This window comes from Salinicola endophyticus (genome assembly GCF_040536835.1).
Classification (GTDB): Bacteria; Pseudomonadota; Gammaproteobacteria; order Pseudomonadales; family Halomonadaceae; genus Salinicola; species Salinicola endophyticus_A.
In genome coordinates, this window is sequence record NZ_CP159578.1 from 1,313,420 (window position 1) to 1,333,899 (window position 20,480).

At 65.3% G+C, this 20,480-nt stretch carries 16 protein-coding genes; 6 read left to right on the forward strand and 10 right to left on the reverse strand.

All coding sequences use genetic code 11. The features are described from left to right. Positions 1-173: 173 nt before the first annotated feature. Positions 174-2,018, reverse strand: coding sequence for a sigma 54-interacting transcriptional regulator (locus ABV408_RS05985; protein WP_353981538.1), 1,845 nt, complete (start codon positions 2,016-2,018; stop codon positions 174-176). A 270-nt stretch (positions 2,019-2,288) separates the two neighbouring features. Here ABV408_RS05985 and ABV408_RS05990 point away from each other — a divergent pair, with 270 nt between their 5' ends. The 5 genes from ABV408_RS05990 (at position 2,289) to ABV408_RS06010 (ending at position 7,644) form a co-directional block, all read left to right on the forward strand. Beyond that, positions 2,289-2,816: a 2,4'-dihydroxyacetophenone dioxygenase family protein gene (locus ABV408_RS05990; protein ID WP_353981539.1), complete on the forward strand. Its 528-nt coding sequence runs from the start codon at positions 2,289-2,291 to the stop codon at positions 2,814-2,816. 10 nt (positions 2,817-2,826) lie between these two features. Continuing rightward, the gene (locus ABV408_RS05995; protein WP_353981540.1) at positions 2,827-3,645 is read left to right on the forward strand and encodes an SDR family NAD(P)-dependent oxidoreductase; all 819 of its coding nucleotides are present in this window, start codon (positions 2,827-2,829) and stop codon (positions 3,643-3,645) included. Continuing rightward, on the forward strand, positions 3,645-4,661 hold the full coding sequence (locus ABV408_RS06000) for an alcohol dehydrogenase catalytic domain-containing protein (protein ID WP_353981541.1): 1,017 nt from the start codon (positions 3,645-3,647) through the stop codon (positions 4,659-4,661). The genes ABV408_RS05995 and ABV408_RS06000 overlap by 1 nt, the downstream gene beginning before the upstream one ends. Then, positions 4,642-5,961, forward strand: coding sequence for an MFS transporter (locus ABV408_RS06005; protein ID WP_353981542.1), 1,320 nt, complete (start codon positions 4,642-4,644; stop codon positions 5,959-5,961). Before ABV408_RS06000 ends, ABV408_RS06005 begins: the two co-directional genes overlap by 20 nt. A gap of 165 nt (positions 5,962-6,126) precedes the next feature. Continuing rightward, entirely contained in the window at positions 6,127-7,644 is a 1,518-nt protein-coding gene (locus tag ABV408_RS06010) for a carbohydrate porin (RefSeq protein WP_353981543.1), read from the forward strand. A gap of 78 nt (positions 7,645-7,722) precedes the next feature. Here ABV408_RS06010 and kynA read toward each other — a convergent pair whose 3' ends face one another. The 7 genes from kynA to ABV408_RS06045 all read right to left on the reverse strand — a co-directional run bounded on the left by kynA (position 7,723) and on the right by ABV408_RS06045 (position 14,884). Then, positions 7,723-8,583, reverse strand: a complete 861-nt coding sequence (gene kynA / locus ABV408_RS06015) for a tryptophan 2,3-dioxygenase (protein WP_353981544.1) — start codon at positions 8,581-8,583, stop codon at positions 7,723-7,725. A 5-nt stretch (positions 8,584-8,588) separates the two neighbouring features. Beyond that, positions 8,589-9,407 (reverse strand): alpha/beta hydrolase, encoded by an 819-nt coding sequence (locus tag ABV408_RS06020; RefSeq protein WP_353981545.1) that lies wholly within the window; start codon positions 9,405-9,407, stop codon positions 8,589-8,591. Beyond that, entirely contained in the window at positions 9,407-10,639 is a 1,233-nt protein-coding gene (gene kynU, locus ABV408_RS06025) for a kynureninase (protein ID WP_353981547.1), read from the reverse strand. Before kynU ends, ABV408_RS06020 begins: the two co-directional genes overlap by 1 nt. 1,127 nt (positions 10,640-11,766) lie before the next feature. After that, a complete protein-coding gene (locus tag ABV408_RS06030; RefSeq protein WP_353981548.1) occupies positions 11,767-12,036 on the reverse strand; it encodes a DksA/TraR family C4-type zinc finger protein in 270 nt (89 codons plus the stop codon). 118 nt (positions 12,037-12,154) lie between these two features. Continuing rightward, complete coding sequence (locus tag ABV408_RS06035) at positions 12,155-12,649, reverse strand: universal stress protein (RefSeq protein ID WP_353981549.1); 495 nt, start codon at positions 12,647-12,649, stop codon at positions 12,155-12,157. A 234-nt stretch (positions 12,650-12,883) separates the two neighbouring features. Then, positions 12,884-14,017, reverse strand: a complete 1,134-nt coding sequence (locus tag ABV408_RS06040) for a L,D-transpeptidase (RefSeq protein ID WP_353981550.1) — start codon at positions 14,015-14,017, stop codon at positions 12,884-12,886. Positions 14,018-14,137: 120 nt separating this feature from the next. Then, on the reverse strand, positions 14,138-14,884 hold the full coding sequence (locus ABV408_RS06045) for a murein L,D-transpeptidase catalytic domain family protein (protein WP_353981551.1): 747 nt from the start codon (positions 14,882-14,884) through the stop codon (positions 14,138-14,140). A 225-nt stretch (positions 14,885-15,109) separates the two neighbouring features. Here ABV408_RS06045 and ABV408_RS06050 point away from each other — a divergent pair, with 225 nt between their 5' ends. Continuing rightward, positions 15,110-16,582 (forward strand): carbon starvation protein A, encoded by a 1,473-nt coding sequence (locus tag ABV408_RS06050; protein ID WP_353981552.1) that lies wholly within the window; start codon positions 15,110-15,112, stop codon positions 16,580-16,582. Positions 16,583-16,816: 234 nt separating this feature from the next. Here the strand turns inward: ABV408_RS06050 and ABV408_RS06055 are convergent, their stop codons facing one another. Together ABV408_RS06055 and ABV408_RS06060 are read right to left on the reverse strand one after the other, a co-directional pair. Then, positions 16,817-19,054: an NADP-dependent isocitrate dehydrogenase gene (locus ABV408_RS06055; protein ID WP_353981553.1), complete on the reverse strand. Its 2,238-nt coding sequence runs from the start codon at positions 19,052-19,054 to the stop codon at positions 16,817-16,819. Positions 19,055-19,385: 331 nt separating this feature from the next. After that, positions 19,386-20,450 carry a beta-propeller fold lactonase family protein gene (locus ABV408_RS06060; protein WP_353981554.1) on the reverse strand — a complete coding sequence of 355 codons (1,065 nt, stop codon included), beginning with the start codon at positions 20,448-20,450 and terminating at the stop codon, positions 19,386-19,388. Positions 20,451-20,480: the final 30 nt, after the last annotated feature.

A 20,480-nucleotide genomic window follows, 5' to 3' on the forward strand; every position in this document is an offset into this window, starting at 1 on the left:
GATATCGAGTCGGTGATATAGCACTTTTCCGTCCGCCTCTCTGCTACCTCTCCAGGCATCACCGACGTCCGTTCTTCGCGTGAGACCACCTACCCACAAGCCGCAAGCAGCGGCGCTGCTAATCAGCGCCAAGCCAAGCCGCTAATCTCGTCGGCAGCACATCGCGGCCCCACTCATGTGTCATTGGGGTACCGATACCGACTGGGCTCCAGCCCCAGCTTCTGCAGCCGATAGGCCAGCTTGGCCCGGGTGATGCCCAGGTCGCGGGCGGCCTGGGAGACGTTGCCTTCGGCGTTGCCGAGTACACGTTCGAGCATCTGCCTTTCCCGTTCTGTCACGGTGTCTTCGGCGTGGCTCGCGGTAGGGGGTTCCTTGGGGCGAGATAGCGAGACCTCTTCGGGCTCGGCGGTCTCGAGATCGCCCGCGGCGTTGATTCTGAGCTTGGCGCCGGGGCTGGAGGAGAAGCCGGCATCCTCGAACAGATGAAAGGCGTCGATCGGCCCGCCGTCCAGGGCGTTGATCACGCCGCGCTCCACCAGGTTCTGCAGTTCGCGCACATTGCCGGGGTAGTCGTAGGCCAGCAGGGCATCGGAGGCCTGGCGTGTCAGCCCGGTGATCGATTTCCGATAGCGCTCGGCGTAGTGGCGTGAGAAGTGCTCGACCAACAGCGGGATGTCATCGCGTCGCTCCCGTAGTGGCGGCAGCCGGATCGGAAAGACGTTGAGGCGGTAGTAGAGGTCCTCACGGAAGCGCCCGGCCTGCACCTCCTGGAACAGATCCTTGTTGGCGGCGGCGACGATGCGCACGTCGACCCGGATCGGCTGGTTGCCACCGACCCGCTCGATCTCGCCATCCTGCAGCGTGCGCAGCAGCTTGCCCTGGGCTTCCAGGCTCAGCGAGGGAATTTCGTCGAGAAACAGGGTGCCGCCGTCGGCGCGTTCGAAGCGCCCGGGGCGGCTGCGCTCGGCGCCGGTGAAGGCACCTTTCTCCACCCCGAACAGCTCGGCTTCGATCAAGGTATCGGGGATCGCCGCGCAGTTGAGCGCGACGAAGGGGCCCTTGGCCAGCAGGCTACTGCGGTGCAGGGCATTGGCGAAAAGATCCTTGCCCACCCCCGACTCGCCGTTGAGCAGTACCGTGGCCGGCGTGGGGGCGACACGCTCGATCTTCTGCAGGGCGATGCTGACCGCCGCGGAGACCCCCACGATCCGCTGAGCGCTGCTTCCATGAGGTTCGATGCCGGTGGCACCGGTTTCCGCAGCGTCATGGCGTGGCGAGGGGGAAGTCGCGACGGCTTGCCGGCGTGCGGTGCGTGGCTGTGCTGTGGCGGGTGAAAGCCGCTGGCGGTCGAGCTGCAGCCAGTCGAGATCGTCGTCCGCTTCCATGCGCTCGCTGGTCGTTTCGCCCACGATGCGGCAGTGCGCGGCGCCGCAGCCGGCGCACTCGAGTTCGCGATAGATCACGCGCTTGCCGTAGAAGGCGCTGGCATAGCCGCTGGCGTAGCCGAGCTGCATCCAGCACACCGGTTCGGGGGAGAGCCCGTGGGCCTTGAGATGCTCGGCGGCCTCGATGGAGTCGTGCCACAGGAATTCGGCATCGAAGGTGCCGTTGGGGATGTCATGATCGCGGCGGATGGTCTCGACCTTCACCATGCCCATCACCGCATGCAAGCGCTCACCCGCGCTCAAGACGCCGGCGTCGTCGCTGTCCGGCCAGTGCTTGCGCACGAAGGCGGCATCCGAGGCGCCGGCCGAGAAGCCGACGCGCATCAGCAGGTCGCGTGCCCCTGCGGGCCCCAGGGTTTCGATCAGCTCGCGCCGCAGGGCGCCGAACGAGTGGGCACCGAACAGCAGCATGCGGCGGGTGTCGAACCAGATCCGCCCGTCGTTGGGCGTGAACCGCAGGCTTTCGGTCAGGTCGTGCAGCGTCGGCGGGTCTCCAGCATGCAGCGCATCTTTTATAGATCTTGCTTGATCAGCCTTCGCCGTTATTTCCGATAGACGCAGTTTTCCAGGCATGGATTTACCCTACCAAAGTCGCAGAAAAAAGGGCGCCATTTCCGCTTTTTATCTGTCGTTTTTTATAAAAATGATGAATTTTATCAATCTTAATAAAACACGATCCCTCTTGCCGTTATCCCTTGGTCTTCCGGGTGAATGACTTTTTGCTGGTTTGGCGGTGGCTTAGCCGCCTTGCTTAGACATAGGTCTACGCCTGCACGCCGATGGCATGTGGCTTGCTCCGTATTGATGGGAAGCAGACCGATTCCATCCAAGAGGAGAAAGACCATGTCCAATGCACCTGCCAGTACGGCTTATCGCATCGTCGAAGTGCCGGAGCCGATGAAGGCAATGCAGGATCGATTCGGGCGCGAGGGGAGCTATGTCGGGCTCTCGGAAACGGAAAGCCCATGGGTCCCATTCGGTGAAAACGCCGCCATACGCCATCTCGCTTTCGATGTTCGCAACAACGTCTACTGCAATATCCTGTGGATCAAGGGCCCTGGCGTGATCGGCACGCACCGTCACCGTGGCATGGTCTGGGCGGTGGGGATGGAGGGGACTTTCCGCTATCTGGAGTACGACTGGACCTGCGGCCCCGGCGAATTCATCACCGAAATGCCCGGCCAGGCGCATACCCTGGTGACCGATGAGCCGAACGGTATGAAGGCGCTGTTCTGGATGCAGGGCGCCAATGAGTTCTTCGACGAAAATGGCGAATGGGCGGAGACGCTGGACGTTTTCTGGTTCATCAATCACTACGTGACTCACTGCGAAGCCCACGGCATTCCCATCAACGAACAGCTGTTTCTGTGAGGGAATGCCCATGCATGTTTTCGAACAGTTCAGCGTCGAGGGACGTTCGGCACTGGTCACGGGGGGCGCCTCGGGTCTGGGGCTGGCCTATGTCGAGGTGCTGGCGGAGAACGGCGCCAGCGTCACCCTCGCGGATATCGATATCGATACCGCCGAGCGTGAAGCGGCACGGCTGAGAGAGCAGGGGTTCGCGGTGCAGGCGCAGGCCCTCGATGTGGCTGACCGGGCGCAAATGGCCCAGGCCTTCGAGGCCCATGTCGGCCGCCATGCGGGGCTGGATATCGTCTTCGCCAATGCGGGGATCGACCCCGGCGCCGGATTCTGGAACCCGGGCGGCTGGCGCAACGAAGAGGGGCAGGTCGATACCCTCGATCCCGAGCGCTGGGACCGCACGATCGCGATCAATCTGACCGGGACCTTCAATACCCTGCGCCTGGCGGCGTCCTACATGAAGCCCCAGCGCCGCGGTGCCATCGTGGTCACCTCGTCGAATGCCGCCATCATCACCGAGCCGGTGGTCGGGCTGCCGTACATGCCGGCCAAGGCCGGTGTGTCCCACATGGTGCGTCAGTTGGCGCTGGAACTCGCCGAGTTCGGCATTCGCGTCAATACCATCGCGCCGGGTGGCTTCGTCACCAATATCGGCGGCGGCTGGCTGAAAGATCCGGACGTGCGCCGGAGCTGGGATGCCAAGGTGCCGCTGGGGCAGCTGGCGGAGCCCGAGCAGATCAAGGCGCTCGCGCTCTATCTGGCCTCGGATGCGTCCGCCTATATGACCGGCGCGCAGCTGGTCATCGATGGCGGGACCTCACTGGGGAGGGTTGGCTGATGCGGGCAGCCGTTTTCCATGCGCTGCACCGGCCTCTGGAGGTCCGCGAGCTTACCGACCCCACGCCGGGGGCTGATGAGGTCGTCGTCCAGGTAGAGCGCTGCGGCATCTGTGGCTCCGACCTGCACATGACCGAAGACGCCGTGTTCGGCCTGTGCCCCGGCGATGTGCTGGGTCATGAGTACGCCGGTGAGATCGTGGGCTGCGGCCAGGAGGTGACGAGTCTGCGTCCGGGGCAGCGGGTCTCGGTGATGCCGTTTCGTAGCTGCGGGCGCTGTCTCTCCTGTCTCTCCGGGGAGCCGGCCTGGTGTCGGCAGATGGTGCTCGAGGGTGGCGGTTACGGCGAGTACGCGGCCACCGCCGCGCGCCAGTGCATCCCGCTGCCCGAGGGCGTGAGCACGCGTGACGGGGCGATCGTCGAGCCGCTGGCCGTGGCGCTCCACGGGGTCCAGCTCTCCGGCCTGCGACCCGGCGACCGCGTGCTGATTCTCGGCGCCGGCCCCATCGGCCTGGCGGTGGCGTTCTGGGCGCGCCGCTTCGGCGCCAGGCAGGTGGTGGTCCAGGACATCGCCCGCTATCAGGAGGCGCGGGCCGGTGACATGGGCGCTACCGGCTTCGTCTGTGCGCCGGATGAGCCGGTGGCCGCGGCGACACGCCAGCTCGGTGGCGAGGCGGATATCGTCTTCGAGTGTGCCGGCGTCCCCGGGCTGATTGCCCAGGCCATCGAGCAGGTCAGGCCCCACGGCACCATTCTGCTCCTCGGCCTGTGCACTCGGCCGGATGCGTTCGTTCCCTTCGCCGCACTATCGAAGGAGATACGCCTGCAGACCGCCGCCTTCTTCTCCCGACGCGAATACGAAAGTGCCCTGGATGTGCTCGATGCCGGCGCTGTAGAACCGCGCCATTTGATTACCGAAATGGTGCCGCTAGCCAACGTGCCAGCGGTATTCGAGGCCCTGAAAAGCCGCACTCGTCAATGCAAGGTACTCATCAGCCATGAACAACAACAACTCTGATGTAACAGCCAACGCCACAGCCAACGTCACAACTGATTCCACAGCCGACGTGACACCCAAGGCGCGCCGCAGCTCACGCTATCAAATTCTGCTGGTGGCACTGCTGAGTTTGAACTTCGGTATCGTCTTTTTCGACAGGAACGCGCTCAATTTCCTGATGCCTTTCGTTCAGCCCGATCTCGGGCTGTCGAATACGGAAATCGGCCTGACCGCCTCCGCGCTCTCGATCACCTGGGCCATTTCCGGGCTGATCTTCGGCGCGATGTCGGATCGCAGCGGGCGGCGCAAGATCTTTCTCGTGATCGCCACGCTCATCTTCTCGCTCTGCTCCTTTCTGACCGGGCTCGCCACCTCCTTTCTGCTGCTGCTCGGTGCGCGGCTGCTCATGGGGATCGCCGAAGGGCCCATCCTGCCGATCTCGCAGACGGTGACAGCGATAGAAGTCTCGCCCAAGCGTCGCGGTGTGGCCATGGGGGTGATGCAGAACTTCGGCTCCAACCTGCTCGGCTCCTTCGCCGCGCCGGTGGTGCTGGTCGCCGTCGCCACGGCCTTCGGCTGGCGTGAGGCGTTCTTTCTCGCCGGTGTGCCCGGGCTGCTCGCCGCCGGGCTGATCTGGTGGCTGATGCGCGAACCCGGCACGGCATCGGTGCCGGCCACCGTGGCCGAACGGCCGGCGCCACGCCGACCGAGTATCCGCGAGATGCTCGCCCATCGGAACATGCTCATCTGCTCGCTGATGGCGATCCTGCTGATCGGTTACCTGGTGGTCTGCTGGTCCTTCATGCCGATCTATCTCACCAGCGTGCGCGGTTACTCACCGCAGGAGATGGGCTGGCTGATGGGGGTGCTGGGGCTCTCGGCGGCCGTGGGGAGCTTCGTGGTCAGCGGGATTTCCGACCGGATCGGGCGCAAGCCGGTGATGATCATCACGCCGTTCATGGGGCTGGTCCTGACCCTGGGCGCGATGTACTTCCAGGGCAGTGCGGTGATTCTGGCCATTCTGTTCTTCTTCGGCTGGTCGCTGAACGGCATCTTCCCGCTGTTCATGGCCATCGTCCCCTCAGAGACGGTCGACCCGCGCTATATCGCCACCGCCCTCGGTTTCGTCTGTGGTGTCGGTGAAGTGCTGGGGGGCGGCATCCTGCCCACGGTGGCCGGGGCTGCGGCCGATCTCGCCGGGCATGCGGCGCCGCTGTGGCTGATGAGCGTCATCTGTGTCGTGGCCGGCTTTCTTGCCATGGGGCTCGAGGAGACGGCGCCGGTGGTGGTTGCCAGGCGGTCACAGGCTGCGCTCGCGTAGGCTTTGCACGAAAACTGTCTGCGCTCGGCAATACGGCGTTAAAAATCGACTCAAAATGCTCATTTACAGCCCGTAAACTCCGCTTTTTCGTCGATTTTTGCCTTAGCTACGCGCTCCGGTCTGGCCTTCGCTCGCCGAGTTTTCGTAAAAGCCTGAGTCATTTTTTTGAAAACTGCTGCCCCCGTCATTCCTGCGTTAAGCGCATCTCAATCGATGATAAGGATAATAATAATGTCCTCACGTTATGCACGTCTTCACGCCAAATACCCGCGCGGCCTCGGCAGTCGGCCCGCGCCTCGATCCCGCATGATGAAGCTGGCCAAGCCGATGCTCTCGGCAGCCGTGATCATGGCTTTCTCGGTCAACGCCTGGGCTCAGACGTCAGAAGTCTCGGCGCGGCTCGACGATAATCAGGAAATGCCACGTTATACCCAGGGTAAGCCCCTGTTCGCGGATATGGGCAGCGGGCTGGAAGCGGCCGGCATCACACCACATCTCTCACTCTGGTCGCTGTGGGTCGGTAACCCGTCGACCGGCCCCAGGCAGGGGAGCCACGCCATCACCAACGATATCTTCGCGGGCGCCGACTTCGACCTGCAGAAGATGCTGAACATTCCCGATGCGACCTTCCATCTGGAATATACCTTCTTCCCCGGCAACCATAACGTCGGGCAGCCGACGCCGCCTGCCTATGCGGGGGCGGCGGGGAGCTACTTTGGTGGGTCGCCGGCGCGCAACGATATTTCCAGCGGCTATCTCTCCGAATTCTCTTATGAGCAGAACTATTTCGGCGGGCGCTTGAAAGCCGTGCTGGGGCGCACCAATGCCCGGCGCTACTTCTTCGAGAACAACTGCTCCAGTGTCGTGGCCTGCAACGACCCCATCTGGGACTTCGCCACCGGCTCACTGCCGCCACCCTACGCCTCGTGGGGCGCGTTCGGGCAGCTTCAGCTCGGCAACCACAAGAGCCTGAAGCTGGGTGTGTTCGAATCCGACCCGCAGCAGTATCTGGACAAGGGGCATGGCTTCGACTGGAACCCCTCGGATTCAGCCGGGGAGAGCATTCTGGCCGCGATAGGGCACGAGACGACCTTCTCGGATGAGGCGTATCCCGGCCGCTACGAGCTCATCGGCTTCTACAACACCAGTGATCAGTACGACCCGCGCAGCGGTGAGCGCGATGGCAGCGGCACCGCCGGCGCCATGTTCAAGTTCCGCCAGGCGGTCTGGCGCCCGGACGGCGGCAGGGGCGGCATAGCAGATCCCCAGGCGCTGCTGGTGTTCGGGTCGGTGGAGGCGGCGCCCGGTGACAACCAACCCTACCAGGCGTTCATCGAGACCGGTCTCACCTACTTGAAGCCCTTCGACAGGTCGGCCGACATGGCCAACATCAAGGCGAGCTACGCCCGCCTGGGCAGCCGCCAGATCGAGGCGCAGCGCGATGCCCGCGTGGCCAATGGCGGCACTGACGAGCGGGGTTCCCGAGACGTGTTCCGCATCGAGACGAATTACCATCTCGGCCTGCCGGCTTACATGTTCCTCGAGCCGTCGGTGCAGTACGTCATCAACCCCAGCAACTTCTTCAATCCGGCAGCCCCGCGTCTCAACGATGATGGAGTCGTCGTGGCACTGCAGTTCGGCATCGATCTGGGCAAGGCCATGGGGCTGAGCGCGGCCGATTGAGTCGCGACAGGCGCCGGGCCGGCACGCCGCAGCGGCCGGCCCGGTGCTTTATTCGAGCCAACGGAGGCGGCGGTGACGTTATAGCTCGCCTCTCACTGCCCATAGTTCCGGGAAGAACTTGAGCGCCAGCGCTTTCTCGAGATAGGCCACACCCGAGGTGCCGCCGGTGCCGCTGCGCTGGCCGATGATGCGCTCGACCGTCTTCATGTGGCTGAAGCGCCATTTGTGGAAGTTGTACTCGGTATCGATCAGCTTCTCGGCGAGTTCGTAGAGATCCCAGTAGCGGTCGGGGTGGCGATAGATGCTCGACCAGGCGGCTTCGACCTCGGGCGAGGCGACGTAGGGTGTCGACCAGTCGCGCTGAAGGTGCGTCTGCGGCAGCTCGAAGCCGCGTCGCGCCAGTAGCTGCAGGCAGACATCGTAGAGGCTGGGGCTGGCGAGCACCTCGTGCAGCCGCTGGTAGTGCGCGGGATGGCGGCGATGTGCTTCGGCCAGGCGCGGGTGCTTGTTGCCGAGCAGAAACTCCAGCTCGCGGTACTGATACGACTGAAAGCCCGAGCTCTGGCCGAGACTGTCGCGGAAGGCGAGATAGTCGGAAGGCGTCATGGTGGCGAGCACTTCCCAGGCATTGATCATCTGCGCCTGGATGCGTGCCACCCGGGTGAGCATCTTGAACGCCGGGCGCAGCGCGTCGGTGCTGATCGCCCGCGCTGCCGCGTGCGCCTCGTGCAGGCACTGCTTCAGCCACAGCTCCGAGACCTGATGGATGATCACGAACAGCATCTCGTCGTGCTGGTCGCTGATCGGGTTCTGGCAGGCGAGCAGCGGCGCCAGGTCCAGATACTCGCCGTAGCTCATGTGCTGGTCCCAGTGCACCTGCGGCTCGTCGGCCAGATCGACGGCGCCGGGGGCGCGTGGGGTCGGAGTATCGTCGTGCATAGGGTTTACCCCCTTGTCTCTGTCGGACGCAGTTCCAGCGCCTCACCGGCGTACTCGAGAATGTCGAAATGATCGCGTCCCGGCATCAGGGTGACCGTCGCCGTGACGCCGTCGCGTTCGGCCTGGGCCGCGAGCGCCTCGCCCTGGCGCTGAAATACCGGTGGGTCCTGCTCACCGTGGACCAGATCCAGGTGAGGCAGGCCGGCCAGTGACTGGCACAGCGGGCTCAGGCGGTGGGCGCGGGCTTGGTCCAGGTCGAGCGGCTGGGCGATCGAGGTGCCGAGCAGCGGGCGCAGGTCATAGACGCCGCTGATCAGCCACAGCGCTTCGATCGTTTTCGGACACTCGGGGGCGAGGCAGCTCATCAGCGCCAGATGGGCGCCGGCGCTGTGACCGCCGAGGCGCACGCGGCCACTCAGGCCGAGCGGCTCGCACTGGTCGAGCAGGTAGCGCACGCCCTGGGTGCTCTCGGCGATCAGTGTCTCCAGCGTGGCCGCGGGGGCCAGCGGGTAGTTCAGCGAAGCGAAGGCCCAGCCGCGCGCCAGCCAGCTGGTGGCCATGAAGTCGGTGGCGGTGGCGTCCAGCGCCTTCCAGTAGCCGCCGTGGAGAAAGATCATCAGCGGCCAGGGGCCATCGCCCGCCGGCCGGTGCAGATGCAGCCAGGCGTGGTCGGCGTCGCCATAGGCGAGACGTTGCGGCGGGTTAGCCTCGCGCAGCGTGCGCCCCAGCTCGGCCTGGTGAGCCAGGCTCGCCTCGGCATCGTGTGCCCAGCGGCGTGGCGAATGGTCATGCTCGCGGGCTTCGAGACTTTGGGTATCGGACATCAGGTCACCTCCGTGCGGGTCTGGAAACGCGGGTCGCGGTACTCGGCGCTCTCCACCACCTCGCGCAACTGCGCGGCGGCGTGCCAGACATCGACATGGCTGAGATAGAGCGGGGTGAAGCCGAAGCGCATCAGCCCCGGTTCGCGATAGTCGCCGATCACGCCTCGCGCGATCAGGGCCTGGACGATGGCGTAGCCGTGCTCGCGCTGGACCAGCCCCACCTGGCTGCCGCGCTCTCCCGGGGGCGGGGTGATGTCCTCGATGCCATGGGGCGCGAACAGATCTTCGATGCAGGCGCGGAAGAGGTCGGCCAGCGCCAGGCTCTTGGCGCGCAGCGCGCTCATGTCCACCCGCTGCCATAGTCTCAGCGAGGCTTCGAGTGGGGCGTAGGCCAGCGCCGAATGGGTGCCGGTGCGAAAACGCGTCATCCCCGCGGCGGGGGCATAGTCTGTCTCGAAGATGAAGGGCTGGTGATGGCCATGCCAGCCCGAGAGCGGCTGCCGTCCTGCTTGCTGGCAATCGCCGCGGACATAGAGGAAGCCGGGTGAACCCGGGCCGCCGTTGAGATATTTGTAGGTGCAGCCGACCGCATAGCGCACGTCGCTGCCGGCGAGATCGACCGCCAACGCGCCCGCTGAGTGGGCCAGATCCCAGATCACCTCGGCGCCCTGAGCGTGGATGCGGCGAGTGGTATCGGCCATGTCGCGTAGCCGGCCGGTGCGATAATTGACCTGGCTCAGCACCACCACTGCCACCTGCTCGTCCAGATGCGCCTCCAGCGGGGCGCCCTCGGGCAGTAAGCGATGGGTGAAACCGGCGCTACGGCAGAAACCCTCGGCGATGTAGCCATCGGCGGGGAAATTGCCGCCTTCGCTGAGGATGACCGGCCGGGCGCGCCCCTGGCCCTCGGTGATGTGGCCGAGCAGCTTGTAGAGATTGAGGGTGATGCTGTCGCTGACCAGCACCTCGCCTGCGCGGGCGCCGATCAGCGGTGCCAGCAGCTCACCGAGACGTTCGGGGGCATCGAACCAGCCCTGGTTCCAGCCACCGACCAGTGCATCGCGCCACTGATCCCGGGTCGCCTCGAGCGCGTCGCGGGCGGCCCGCGGCTGTGCTCCCAGCGAGTTGCCATCCAGATAGAGCACACCCTCGGGCAGGGCGAAGTGAGCCTTGAAGTCGGCGAGCGGGTCCTGGCTGTCCAGGTCGCTGGCCTCGGTAAGCGTCGGGCGCATCGGCATCTCCTGTCGTGCCAAGAGCATTCATGCCATAGCGTAAGCCGAACGCGAAGCTACCGGGGTATGTTCTTTTGCGTATTGTCGCAAGACAGGGCAACGGAGACGCTGCTTTTTTCATGCGCGTGGCAGCCGCATCTAGCTCGGCATGCAGGGGGATGCTGCGTGCAAGAGACAAAAAATCCCGGCCGACGCAGACCCGAAGGTGAGCATCCAAGCCGGGCAAAAGAGGGGCCTATTGCTACCCATCACGAATGAGGGGAGATAGGAGACACGTGACTTCTTGGCCAAGTCACAGGCTCAGAATGGCGCAATCCTTTAGCATTAGTAAGAGCTAAATTGAAGACTTTTGTAAGCGATACGTATCGGATGGAATCGGCTACAAAAAAGACCCGATAAGGGCGACGGGGTTGTCCGTGCGACCAGTCGGGTCGAGGCGGTCGCAGGGAGCAACCCAAAGCGTGTGGCCGAATCTTTTTCTCGGCCACGCGGGGCAGCCTCGGACGGGGCTTCATGGGAGGAGCACCGCTGAGGTCGCCGTGTATCTCTGCGGCTTCCTGAACTTATCGGCCGTGGCTCCCAGGAGTTGAGGCGTGGGTAACTTTTTTTTGCTGGCTGCACCGTCAGGGTGGGAGAGGCTGACGAGCATACAAAATAGCCGGGAGCGGTTTTGAACGTCGCGCAGCGACGGCCCGAAGGGGGCTCGCCAGGGACGGCGAGCATACAAAATAGCCGGGAGTGATTTTGAACGTCGCGCAGCGACGGCCCGAAGGGGGCTCGCCAGGGACGGCGAGCATAAAAAAAGCCCGGTAGCAGGAGTTGCCTGCAGCCGGGCATAAAGATCGCGAGATCGCGACCATGAACCTGGTAGGACGACGGTCACGGCTTTATCGAGATACGACAAAAGTGTAAGCCGTGAATGCCGCGTCGCTTCTATCGTACTTTACTCAATAATGAAGACTGCGGAATGGATGAAAAAGGCACTCAAACACTCGTTTATTGACGCAAGGCTAACAGTGTTTTCACGGAAAGAAAAAAAGAATATCGATGCTTGTTTAGCCGGGCATAGTAAAAAATCGCGGCCGCCGTTTTGGGGCGGCCGTATCGATAATCCGAGCAGATAGGGGTCAGCGCAGCTGGCTATCCTTGCTGCCGCGGCGGTTGTACCCCGACTGGTGGGTATGGTGCTTGTCGGCTTCGGCCTGACATGCCACGCAGAGCCTGACGCCAGGTACGGCTTCACGCCGCGCCTGGGGTATCGGTTCTTCGCATTCTTCGCAGTGTGTCAGGCTCGGACCGCGCCGTTCGAGCCGCCTGCGCACTTCGTCGATACCGTCGTTCACGGTCGTGTCGATCTGATCCTGTACCGCGCCGTCGTGTGCCCAGCCTCCGGCCATGGTGATGCTCCTCTCTCGAGACCCGTGCTCTCTTGCCGATCCGCTGCCAGTCCATCTCATCACAAGATGGTGTCGAATCGCTCCGACGACAAGCCCTGGGCAAGCCACGGGGGCGAGATCAGACCGACTGGGTGCCGGTCGGACGCGCGTGTTCCCGCGGCGGCTCGTGCACGCAGAGCACGCGGCAGGGGGCGAGATGGGTCACCTTGTGCGACACGCTGCCCATCATGAGACCTTGCAGCTGGCCGAGGCCGCGGCTGCCCATGACGATGGCGTCGACGCCCAGGCGCTCGGCCACGGCGACGATCACCCGGGTCGGGTAGCCCTGCTCGATCAGCAGATCGAACTCGCCGTTGTAGCCGGGGAAAGAGGGCAGAGTGTCGAGGGCGGCGTCCAGTACCGCACGCCCCTCGCGCTGCGCCGTCTCCACCGAGGCGGCCTTGAGTGCTGCCTCGACGCTGATCAGCTCTCCTTGATGCAGGGGCGGGAAAGGCTCGCGCACGTTGAGCAGGTGCAACTTGCCCTGGACCGGCGCGGCCAACTGGCAGGCGACGTTCAACGCGATATGGGAGTCCGGCGATCCATCGATGGGAATCAGCAGTGACTTGAACATGACGACCTCCTTGCAGGCCCGATCGGCTCGGGCGGGGTCAGGTCCGGCACCGTGGTTCGGCTGCCGTGGTCGCGGGCGCGACCGCACCCGCTAAAACCACGATAGGCCAGGTGGGCGCACCCGCCCAGTGCGCGATTGTCGCACCCGCGAGCGCCGACCGGCGACTCGATGGTGCGTGGCGCGTCAGCCGGCGCTCAGGTCAATAAGAGGCTGTGTCAATCCCAGGGCCGGAGATCAGCCCCCCTGATGACGGGCAGCGTCGACCTCATCGAGCCAGCTCCGGGGGCCGACGCTGTCGATCACCCGCAGATGCTCTCCGCTGCCTTGCGCACTGAGCGGCGCATCGGTGGCCACCAGCACGCTGCCGGGGACCAGCAACGGCAGCAGGCGCGCCTTGAAGGCGTCCGGCAGGCTGACCTGATTGACCACGCTGGCGGGGACGCGCTGGCCGGCGTACTGCTCGGCGCCGGGCACCCCGATCGCGATCCAGCTCGGCATCGCCGTGTTGCGGTCCGGCGCGGCCGCAGCCGCAGGCTCTGTGGTGGTCGACGCGTCGGTCGTGGTGCCTTCGACGATATAGGCGCGGGTGCCGCCGTGCTCGTCGGGGCGTGCCAGCTCGACCCGTGAGCGCCCGATCTCGATGCCGTTGCGGTAGACCACCAGCAGCCGGTCGCTGCGGCTCAAGATCATCGAGATCGGCCCCTCGCTGGGCGGCGAGAGCGCCCACGCCCAGGGCTGGCCGTTGGCCAGCGGCGGGCTGTCGATATCGGCGCCGGTATGGGGGTCGATGGGGCTGGCAGGGCCGGGGTGTACCAGCGATACCGGCGCCTCGCCGGCCTTGGACACGACCACCGTCATGCCCAGGTTGGAGGCGTCGAACAGGTGGCGGGCGAAGGCGCTCGGCAGATGCACGCAGCCATGGGACTCCGGGTAGCCCGGCAGACCGCCGGCGTGCAGCGCGATACCGTCCCAGGTCAGCCGCTGCTGGAAGGGCATCGGCGCATCGTTGTAGAGGTTGGAGTGGTGGTCACGGTCCTTCTGCAGCACCGTGAACACCCCGGTGGGGGTCTCGTAGCCGGGGCGGCCGCTGCTGATCGTGCTCACGCCGATCAGCACTCCGTTGCGATAGACGTAGGCGCGCTGCTCGGTGAGGCTTACCACCACCGCCATGGGGCCGCCACGCTCGTCATCGCCACCCCAGATCCAGGCGCCCGGCGCCAGGTCGTCCAGCGGGGTATCCACCGGGCTCGACTGGCGCTCGCCCCAGAACGGCGCTGCCAGGCTCGGCAGTGGCGCCGCGAGCAGGGTGACCAGTAGCCAGGTAGCGATTCGCCGCGGTCGCGCGGTCGCGCTCCGGTACCTTTCCATGTCGTCTCCATAACCGAGGCGGTTGACTTCCGATAGGACCTTTCAGAGGGTGACTCTGACCCTCTACTTTACTCTGGTACGTCAGCGCGCGCCTCGCAACTCGGGCGGGGCAGTGTCGACTCAGCGTGCACCGAGCATACGCTCGCGACTCTGGGTACGGGCCATCCGGGCCTGGCCGCAGCGGGTCAGGGCGGCATGCAGCAGCCAGTCGCGCTGGGGATAGTAGGCGAACACGAACTGACCCTCCTTGAGCACGTCGATCACCCCACCGGCGATCTCCGGCCGCAGCGCCGGGCAGCCCCAGCTGCGGCCCAGGCGGCCCTGGGCGGCGTCGCGGGTCGGGTCCACGTAGCTGGCACCATGCATCACGATCGCCCGACTCATGGCGGCGTCGTTGAAGCCGGGTTCGAGCCCGTCCAGGCGCAGCGAATAGCCGTTCTTGCCCTGATAGGTCTGGCGAGTGACGAAAAGCCCGAGGCTGGAGGCGTGGGAGCCATCGCGGTTGGAGAAGTGCGCGGGAATATCGCCGCCGGAGCCCTGGCCGTGCGCCACCACCTCGCGATAGAGCAGGCGCCGGTGGGCCAGATCGAACACCCACAGCCGCGGCGCCAGCGACGAGCGGCTGTAGTCGATCACCGCCAGCCGCGCGGCGTCTTCGGCGACCCCGTGGTGCTGCGCGCACTGCATGGTGGCGAGCCCCAGCGCCAGCACCTCGGGGTCGGCATCCGGGGCCAGGCGCGCGAGCGTCTCGGCCGAGAGCTGGGGCACGGTGGCGGCGCGGGCGAGCAGGTCGGGCGCTGGTGCCGCAAGGGCAACGGGGGCACAGGGCAGCAGCGCCAGCAGCAGGGCAGTCAGCGAGATCTTCATCGGCGGGGAGCGTGGGCGGTCGCGTAAAGCGCCAGCATGCGCGAGAAGCGCCGGGGAGACAAGCCGGCTGCGGCGCTCTTCGTGGCCTGGCTGCCACTAAAGTCTAGCTGCTTTCATTCTGTTACCTAAGTACATTGAGGCCGGACCGGGCGGCGGCCCGCACGGGGCTGCGCGTAATTCCCGCCTGACGCTCACGAGGCGTTCTCTCCATACCAGGGGCCATTCATGATCACATTCATCGCATCGATCCTGCTATTGATAGCGGGCTACTTCACCTATGGAAAATTCGTGGAGCGTGTCTTTGTCGCCGATCGCAAGCGGCGTACGCCAGCCTTCACCATGCGCGACAACATCGACTACGTGCCGATGAATTCCACGCGCAACTCGCTGATCCAACTACTCAACATCGCCGGGGTGGGGCCGATCTTCGGGCCTATCCTGGGGGCGCTATATGGGCCGGTCGCCTTCGTCTGGATCGTCATCGGCTGCATCTTCGCCGGTGCTGTGCACGACTATCTCACCGGGATGATCTCGATCCGCAACCATGGCGCGCACCTGCCGCAGCTGGCGGGCAAGTTCCTGGGCAAGGCGATGAAGCACGTGGTCAACGGCTTCGCCATCCTGCTGCTGCTGCTGGTGGGGACGGTCTTCGTCACCTCGCCGGCGGCGCTGCTGGCCAACATGACGCCGCTCTCGATCACGCTGATCACCATGGTGATCTTCGCCTACTACCTGCTGGCGACCCTGCTGCCGATCGATAAGATCATCGGCCGTATCTACCCCTACTTCGGCGCACTGCTGCTGTTCAGCGCGCTGGGGATCGGTCTGGGCATGATCTTTACCGGGGCGCCGATTCCGGAGCTGTCGTTCGAGAACATGCATCCGCAGCATGCGCCGATCTTCCCGCTGCTGTTCCTGACCATCTCCTGCGGTGCGCTCTCCGGTTTCCACGCCACCCAGACCCCGATCATCTCGCGCACCACCGAGAACGAGGGCAGCGGGCGCAAGATCTTCTACGGCATGATGATCACCGAAGGGGTCATCGCCATGATCTGGGCCGCCGCCGCGATGAGCCTGTTCCACGGTGACCAGACTCTTTCCGACGTGCTCGCCGCCGGTGGCCCCGCTGCTGTGGTCAGCCAGGTCTCCACCACCATGCTCGGCGCTGTCGGTGGCACCCTGGCGGTGCTCGGCGTCATCGTGCTGCCGATCACCTCCGGCGATACGGCCTTCCGTAGCGCGCGCATGATCATCGCCGACTACCTCAAGGTCGACCAGCGTCCGCTGGTGCGCCGTCTGCTGATCGCCGCGCCGCTGTTCGTGATCTCCTACGCGCTGACCCATATCGACTTCACCCTGCTGTGGCGCTACTTCTCCTGGGCCAACCAGACCACCGCGGTGATCGCGCTGTGGGTCGCCACCATGTACCTGGTGCTGTCGCGCAAGCCGTACCTGATCACCCTGATCCCGGCGCTGTTCATGACCATGGCCACCTTCACCTACCTGGCCTACGCGCCGATCGGTTTCGGCCTGACGCTGCAGGTGAGCTACGTGGTCGCGGCGATCGGTACGCTGATCTGCGTGGCGCTGTTCATGAAGCGCGTGCGCCGGCTGAGCGGCGGCATCTTCGCCGTCGACGAGCCGGAGGCGCCGCGCCGCAAGGCCAACGGCCAGCTCGGCGAGCTGGCGACCGACTGAGTCGAGGTGCGGCCCAGCCGGGCCGCGCCTGGCGCCTTCGAGCCAGAGCTGGCGAGACAGGCGCTCGAACGCGGGAGACGCAGACGAGCGTGACACAGAAAAACGGGCCCGTGCCATTGGCACGGGCCCGTTTCTATGGGAAAGGCTGAATCCAGAAGGGCCGGCTTGAATGAGCGTGGCCGGCTCTGCCTGGCGTTGAGAGCGCGCCGGTAGCAGGGCTGCCGGCGCGCCGCCTCAGGAGGCCTTGTAGAGCTTGTCCAGCGCGGCGTTGAGGGTCTGGCTCGGGCGCATGGCCTGGCTCGCCAGTCCACGGCTGGGGTTGTAGTAGCCCTTGATGTCGACCGGACGCCCCTGGACGGCATTGAGCTCGTCGACGATGGTCTTCTCGCTCTCTTCCAGAGTCTTGGCGATCTCGCTGAACAGCGACTTCAGTTCGGCGTCTTCACTCTGCTCAGCGAGCTGCTTGGCCCAGTAGAGCGCCAGGTAGAAGTGGCTGCCACGGTTGTCGAGCTCACCGACCTTGCGCTTGGGCGACTTGTCGGCATCCAGGAACTCGCCATTGGCCTTGTCCAGGGTTGCGGAGAGTACCTTGGCGCGAGCGTTGTCGAAGGTGTTGCCGAGATGCTCGAGCGACGCCGCCAGAGCCAGGAACTCGCCCAGCGAATCCCAGCGCAGGTGGTTCTCTTCGAGGAACTGCTGCACGTGCTTGGGTGCGGAGCCACCGGCGCCGGTCTCGAACAGGCCGCCGCCGTTCATCAGCGGGACCACCGAGAGCATCTTGGCGCTGGTGCCCAGCTCCATGATCGGGAACAGGTCGGTGAGGTAGTCGCGCAGCACGTTACCGGTGACGGAGATGGTGTCTTCGCCCTTGCGGATACGCTCGAGGGAGACTTTCATCGCTTCGACCGGGCTGAGGATACGGATATCCAGACCGCTGGTGTCGTGCTCCTCGAGGTAGGTCTCGACCTTCTCGATCAGGCGTGCGTCGTGCGCACGGTTGGCGTCGAGCCAGAAGATCGCCGGGGTGTCGCTGGCGCGCGCGCGGGTGACCGCGAGCTTGACCCAGTCCTTGATCGGCGCGTCCTTGGCCTGGCACATGCGCCAGATGTCGCCGGTTTCGACGTCGTGACTGAACAGGGTGTGGCCGTGCTCGTCGGTGACCACCACGGTGCCATCGGCCGGGATGTGGAAGGTCTTGTCGTGGGAGCCGTACTCCTCGGCCTTCTGTGCCATCAGGCCCACGTTGGGCACGCTGCCCATGGTGGTCGGATCGAAGGCGCCGTGCTGCTTGCAGTCCTCGATCACGGTCTGGTAGATGGTGGCGTAGCAGCGGTCCGGGATCACCGCCTTGGTGTCGTGCAGGGCGTCATCGGTGCCCCACATCTTGCCCGAGTCGCGGATCATCGCCGGCATCGAAGCGTCGATGATCACATCGGAGGGCACGTGCAGGTTGGTGATGCCCTTGTGCGAGTTGACCATCGCCAGCGACGGACGCTCCTGGTAGAGCGCGTCGATGTCGGCCTTGATCGCGTCCTGCTGCTCGCTCGGCAGCTTCTCGATCGCGCTGTAGAGATCGCCGATGCCGCTGCTGGGGTTGAAGCCGGCCAGCTTGAGGGCGTCGGCGTGCTTCTCCAGCGCTTCCTTGTAGAACTCCTCGACCACGATGCCGAACATGATCGGGTCGGAGACCTTCATCATGGTCGCCTTGAGGTGCAGCGAGAAGAGCACGCCGCGCTTCTTGGCGTCCTTGATCTCGCTGTCGATGAAGTTGCGCAACTGGCGGCTGCTCATGACCGCGGCGTCGACCACTTCGTCGGCCTGGACCGCAAGGCCCTCCTTGAGCACCTGGCTGCTGCCATCTTTCTGCTTGAGCTCGATCTTGAGCTTGCCGGCCTGTTCGATGATCGCCGACCGCTCGCTGCCGTAGAAGTCGCCGTCGCTCATGTGGGCGACGTGGGACTGCGAGTCACTGCTCCACTCGCCCATGCGGTGCGGGTACTTGCGGGCGTAGTTCTTGACCGACTTGGGCGCACGACGGTCCGAGTTGCCTTCGCGCAGCACCGGGTTGACCGCGCTGCCCTTGGCCTTGTCGTAGGCCGCTTTGATCGCTTTCTCTTCGTCGTTCTTGGGCTCGTCCGGGTAGTCCGGCAGCGGGTAGCCTTGGCTCTTCAGCTCCTTGATGGTGGCCTTGAGCTGCGGACCGGAGGCGCTGATGTTGGGCAGCTTGATGATATTGGCTTCCGGCGTCTTGGCCAGCTGGCCCAGCTCGGCGAGGTCGTCGCTGACGCGCTGGCTGTCGTCGAGCAGGTCGGGGAACTGTGCCAGCACGCGGCCGGCCAGCGAGATGTCGCGGGTCTCGACGGTGATGCCGGCGGTGCCGGTGAAGGCCTCGATGATCGGCAGCAGAGAGTAGGTGGCCAGTGCCGGGGCTTCGTCGGTCAGGGTGTAGATGATCTTCGGCGTATTGGACATGTCTGTTCGTTAACCTCTCTTTGGCGATTGCACGTGGGCGATGGCACGTTGGCGATGGCACGGGGTGTCGAGCGCGGGCGGATGCGCCGGCTACGCTGCGATCCAGAGCCCGTCGAGGCACCCGGCATCGCGATACGGACGATGCCACGCGCGCAAAATCGGCGGCCCTGGTTGTCGATGGGCGCCCCTGGATGACGAGTGAGGGCGCGCGCAGGAGTTGTCGACAACCTGGCGGATCGGGGCAGAGTATAACAGCGCCCGATGAAGGACGCATTCACACGGACGCGGGTCCACGCCCGGCGTCGGCGCGGACTTAGCCCCCGGGTTTGCCTCAGCGTGCCAGGGTGACGATCTCGATCCAGTTGGCCTTGTTACCGGCCGGCGCGTCGCTGGCATGGGTCAGTTCGCCGCTGGCGGCATCGACCCGGTAGAGCGCGAGATGATCGCTGCGCTCGCCGGCGGCGACCAGGAACTCGCCCTGCGGGTCGATCTCGAAACCGCGCGGCTGGGCCACCGTGGGCTGATTGGTGACGAAGGTCAGGCTGCCGCTCTCGGGGTCGACGCGCAGGGTGCTCAGGGTGCTGGTGGTGCGCTCCGACAGATAGAGGTGGCGGCCATCCGGGCTGACATGCAGATCCGCGGCCCAGATCCGCGGGGTGTCGTCGCCCTGCGGGATCTCTTCGCGCGGCATGCCGCGGGCCAGCTCGCTCTCCGGCGGCAGGCCGGCACACACGCCGAGCCGGCTGAGGGTGCCGCTGTCGGCATCCAGGGCGAAGGTGGTGACGCTGGCATCGAACTCGCCGAGCACGTAGACGAAGCGCCCGCAGGGAGAGAACACGAAGTGGCGTGGGCCGACGTTGGCGTCGGTGGCGGCGGCGTCCGGCGTGTTCGGGGTCAACTGGCCATCGAAGCGGAACTGCGCCAGGCGGTCGTCGCCGAGATTGGTAGCGAGCACATGGCGGTCGTCCGGGGTCGCAAGAATGGCGTGGGCGCGGCTGCCGGTAGGGCAGGTCTGACTGGCGTCGCCGACCACACCGTCGGCACCGATCGGGCTGACGCTGACCACGCTGTCGCCGTAGGAGGCGGCGAGCAGATGGCGCCCGCTGCGGTCGGTGGCGATATACGCCATGCTGCCGTCGAGGCGGCCGCTGCCCAGCGGCGTGAGCGCACCGTCGTCCTCGATGCGGTAGCTCAGCACGCGCAGCGGCTGGCTGCGAATGGCGGCATACAGGAAGCGGCGGTCCGGGCTGATCGCCAGTGGCATCACGTTCTCCGCAGCCGGCGTGGTGGCGAGCGGCTCGAGCCGGCCGTGTTCGCGGTGCAGGCGATAGCTGCCGATGGTTCCGTCGCCGGCATTGGCCACGTAGACGACGGTATCGAAATCGGATGACGACATGCGCGCTCCTCGGGTGGGCGAAAAGGGTTC